General features: G+C 72.2%; 1 pseudogene. It reads right to left on the bottom strand.

Going from position 1 to position 4,370, the window contains the following annotated elements:
* Positions 1–4,355: pseudogene (locus NQU54_RS48085) on the bottom strand (SDR family NAD(P)-dependent oxidoreductase); the annotation flags it as partial.
* Positions 4,356–4,370 lie beyond the last annotated feature (15 nt).

Genomic DNA, 4,370 nt, shown 5'->3' with positions numbered 1-4,370 from the left:
GGGAACACCCCCGCCACTCCGCCCGCCAGCGCCAGGGAGCATTCGCCCTGCCGCAGCGCCTGCGCGGCGAGATGCAGCGCCACCAGCGACGACGAGCAGGCGGTGTCGATGGTCACGGCCGGGCCTTCGAGACCGAAGGTGTAGGCGACCCGGCCCGATGCGATGCTTCCGGACCCACCCGTGGCGAGGTAGCCCTCGGCGCCCTCGGGGACGCTCCGGAGCTGGGATCCGTAGTCGTGGTACATCAGACCAGCGAAGACACCGGTCGCGCTGCCCCTGAGGGTCGTCGCGTCGATTCCGGCTCGTTCGAACGCCTCCCACGACGTCTCCAGCAGCAGCCGCTGCTGCGGGTCCATCGCCAGGGCCTCGCGTGGCGAGATGCCGAAGAACGCCGGGTCGAACTCTCCGGCGGTGTGCAGGAAGCCGCCCTCACGCGCATAGCTCTTGCCGTCCGCCTCCGGGTCGGGGTCGTACAGCCCCGCCACATCCCAGCCACGGTTGGCGGGAAAGCCGGAAATGGCGTCATCGCCCGCCGCGAGCAGCCGCCACAGCTCCTCCGGGGACCGGGCGCCGCCCGGGAAACGGCAGGCCATGCCGACGATCGCCACCAGGTCGCTGTCGGTCGTCAGGTCGTGGCCGGTGTCCGCCTTGCCGGTGGGCAGGGTGGGCTGGGCGGTACGTACGCCGTCGTCCCCGCCGGTCAGCTCCTGGTGGAGATGGTGGGCGAGGGCGGTCGGCGTCGGATAGTCGAACACCAGCGTGGCCGTGAGGCGCAGTCCGGTGGCCGTACCCAGACGGTTGCGCAGCTCCACCGCCGTCAGCGAATCGAAACCGAAGTCCTTGAAGGCGCGGCCCGGCTCCACCGCGGCCGCCCCACCGTGCCCGAGCACAGTGGCCACGCACCGCCGTACCAGGTCGAGCACCAGGCGTTCGCCGTCCTCCGACGACGCCATGGCGAGTCGCTCCCGCAGGTCACCCGCGGCACCGGTGCCATCCGCCGCGGCCCGGCGCACGATGGGCCGCACCAACTCCCGCATGATGTGCGGCACTTCGCCGTCCGTGCCGCGCGCCTTGGCCGGGGCCAGCCGCATCGGGACGACCACGGGCAGTTCCCCGGCACATCCCGCGTCGAACAGGGCCAGGCCCTCCTCCGGCGACAGACCGTCCACTCCGACCCGGCCCATGCGCCGCAGATCCGCCTCGGCCAGCCCTCCGGCCATTCCGCCGCGCTCGTCCCACAATCCCCACACGAGCGACAGGCCGGGCAGGCCCGAGGCCCTACGGCGCCGTATCAGCGCGTCGAGGAGGGCGTTGGCGGCCGCGTAGTTGGCCTGCCCGGCCGTGCCGAAGGTTCCGGCGGCCGAGGAGAACACCACGAACGCCGACAGGTCCATCGCCTCGGTCAGCTCGTGCAACGCGATGGCCGCGTCCATCTTCGGGCGCAGCACCGCGTCCATGCGCTCCGGCGTCAGCGATGCGGTGACGCCGTCGTCGAGCACCCCGGCCGTGTGGACCACTCCGCGCAGCGGATGTGTTTCGGGGACGCCCTTCACCACGGCGGCCAGCGCGTCCCGGTCGGCCACGTCGCAGGCGGCCCAGCCGACCGAGGCACCCGCCGCCACCAGCTCCTCCTCCAGCTCGCGGGCGCCGGGGGCGTCCACGCCCCGACGGCTCACCAGTAGCAGATGGCGTACGCCGCGCTCGGCCACGAGATGACGGGCGACCAGCCCGCCCAGTGTGCCGGTGGCGCCGGTCACCAGGACCGTGCCATACGCGTCCCACACCGCCGAGGCCATCGCGGTCCCGGTGGTTGGGGTGGTCGGGGCGGGCGAGGTGGTCGGGGTGGTCGGGGTGGTCGGGGTGGTCCCGGCGGTCGGGATGGATCCGGTAGTCGGGATGGATCCGGCGGTCCGCACCCGGCCCAGACGAGGCGCCAGCAGTCGCCCTTCGCGCACCGCCACCTGGGGTTCGCCACTCGCCACCGCGGCGGACAGCAGGGAGAGGGTCTCGGAGGTCAGCGGACGACACCCGGGCTCCCGCGATTCCGGCTCCCGACCATCCAGATCGACGTCCATGTCGACGTCCAGATCGACATCCAGGTCGACCAGGACGAACCGGCCGGGGTGCTCGGTCTGCGCGGTCCGTATCAGTCCCCATACGGCGGCCGCCGCGAGATCCACCGCGATCCCGTCGTTCTGGCGCTCCTCGCCGTCCTCGACGGTCACCGCGCCATGCGTGGCGATCACCAGCCGCGAACCGGCGAACCGCTCCTCGGCCAGCCACCCTTGGACCAGCCCCAGCGCCCGATGGATCACGCCTCGTATCTCATCGCTCCCGGTCGGCTGATCGCCCTCGACGGTGGGTACGGATGGGACCACACACACCACCGCCGGAGGCACGGACCCTTCGGCGCCGATTGCCTCACCGAACGCCGCCATGTCGTGCCAGTCGGCACCGCCCAGCGTCGCCACCTCGGCCGCGGCGCCGTTCACCTGCGCCTCGGCGCCCGGCAGAACGCTCCAGTTCAGCTGGAAGAGGGACTGGTGTACCGCACCGCGCGCCGCGTTGATCTGCTCAGGGGAGACGGGGCGCGTCGCCAGCGAGTCCACCGTGGCCACCGGGACGCCGGTCCCGTCCCGCACCTCCATCGACAGCGCCATGCCGTCGGTCCCCGTCGGGCTGAGGCGTACGCGCAGCGTGGCGGCGCCCGCCGCGTACACCGACACCCCGCTCCACGAGAACGGCAGCCGGATCTCCTCCGGTGCATCGGTGGCCTCGGACGTCCCGGTCGCCGCCGCGGCGCCCACGGCGTGCAAAGCGGCATCCAGCAAGGCCGGGTGCAGGCCGAAACGGCGCGGCTCCTGCTCCGTTTCGTCGGACGGCGCGACCTCGGCGAACACCTCGGTTCCGCGCCGCCACACACCACGCAGCCCCTGGAACACCGGCCCGTACCGCAATCCCGTTTCGGCGAGCCGCTCGTAGTGCCCCTCCAGCGCCACGGGTTCGGCGTCCTTCGGCGGCCATACGGAGTCGGGGACGGCCGCGTGGGTGGAGACGGCCGGCTCGGGGATGACGCTGCCCGTCGCATGCCGAAGCCACGGCCCTTCCCCACCGTCCTCGCGCGAGTGCACGGTCAGCGCCCGGCGCCCCGAGTCATCGGCGTCCGAGACTGTCACCCGCACCTGGACGCCACCGTGCTCGGGGAGGATCAGTGGTGCCTCGAGCGTCAGCTCCTCCAGCCGGGCGCATCCGACGCGGCCGCCCGAGTGCAGCGCCAGCTCGACGAACGCCGTTCCCGGCAGCATCACCGCCCCCAGCACCTCATGGTCGGCCAGCCAGGCGTGCGTACGCGCGGACAGCCTGCCGGTGAACAGGCAGCCGTCGGAGTCGGGCAGCGTCACCGCGGCACCGAGCAGCGGATGCTCCGCGGACCCCAGCCCCGCCGAGGCCACATCCGCCATCGCCGCGGCCGGCTCCAGCCAGTACCGCTCCCGCTGGAAGGCATACGTCGGCAGCTCAACGGGACGGGGGCGCGCCGGTGCGAGCAGCGCGGCCCAGTCCACGGAGCGCCCCTGGACATGGATCCGAGCCAGCGCTTCGAGCAGCGAGGCGGCCTCGTCACGACCGGTGCGCAGGGCCGGGGCGAAGACGGCGTCGGGAGCGCACTCCTGGCCCATCCCGGACAGCACTCCGTCCGGACCCAGCTCCAGATGGGTCGTGACGCCCTGGTCCACCAGGCTCCGCACCCCATCGGCGAACCGCACGGTCTCGCGGACATGCCGTACCCAATACTCGGCCGAGCACAGCGCCTCGACGTCCGCGACCTGGCCCGTCACATTCGACACGACGGGAATGCGCGGAGCCGCGTACGACAGCCCCTCCGCCACCTGCCGGAACTCCGCCAGCATCGGCTCCATCAACGGCGAATGGAAGGCATGCGAAACACGCAGCCGCTTCGTCTTGACGCCCTCGGCCTCCAGAAGCCCGGCAACCTCGGACACCGCCGCCTCAGCACCGGAGATCACAGTCGAGCGCGGACCATTGACCGCCGCCACACTCACCTCGGCCTCACGACCGACCAGCAACGGGAGCACATCCGCCTCGGCGGCCTGCACCGACACCATCACCCCACCCGACGGCAACGCCTGCATCAACCGCCCACGAGCCGCCACCAACACACACGCGCCGTCAAGCGACAGCACACCCGCCACATACGCCGCCACCAACTCACCAATCGAATGCCCCGCTACGAAATCCGGCCGCACACCCCACGACTCCACCAGCCGGAACAGCGCCACCTCCACCGCGAACAACCCACACTGCGTAAACGCCGTCTCGTCCAACACGCCCGCATCCCCACGGATCACCTC

This window comes from Streptomyces malaysiensis subsp. samsunensis (assembly GCF_024519315.1).
GTDB lineage: Bacteria > Actinomycetota > Actinomycetes > Streptomycetales > Streptomycetaceae > Streptomyces > Streptomyces malaysiensis.
Note: the sequence above shows the minus strand (reverse complement) of the source record. Positions and strands in the feature narration are given on the sequence as shown.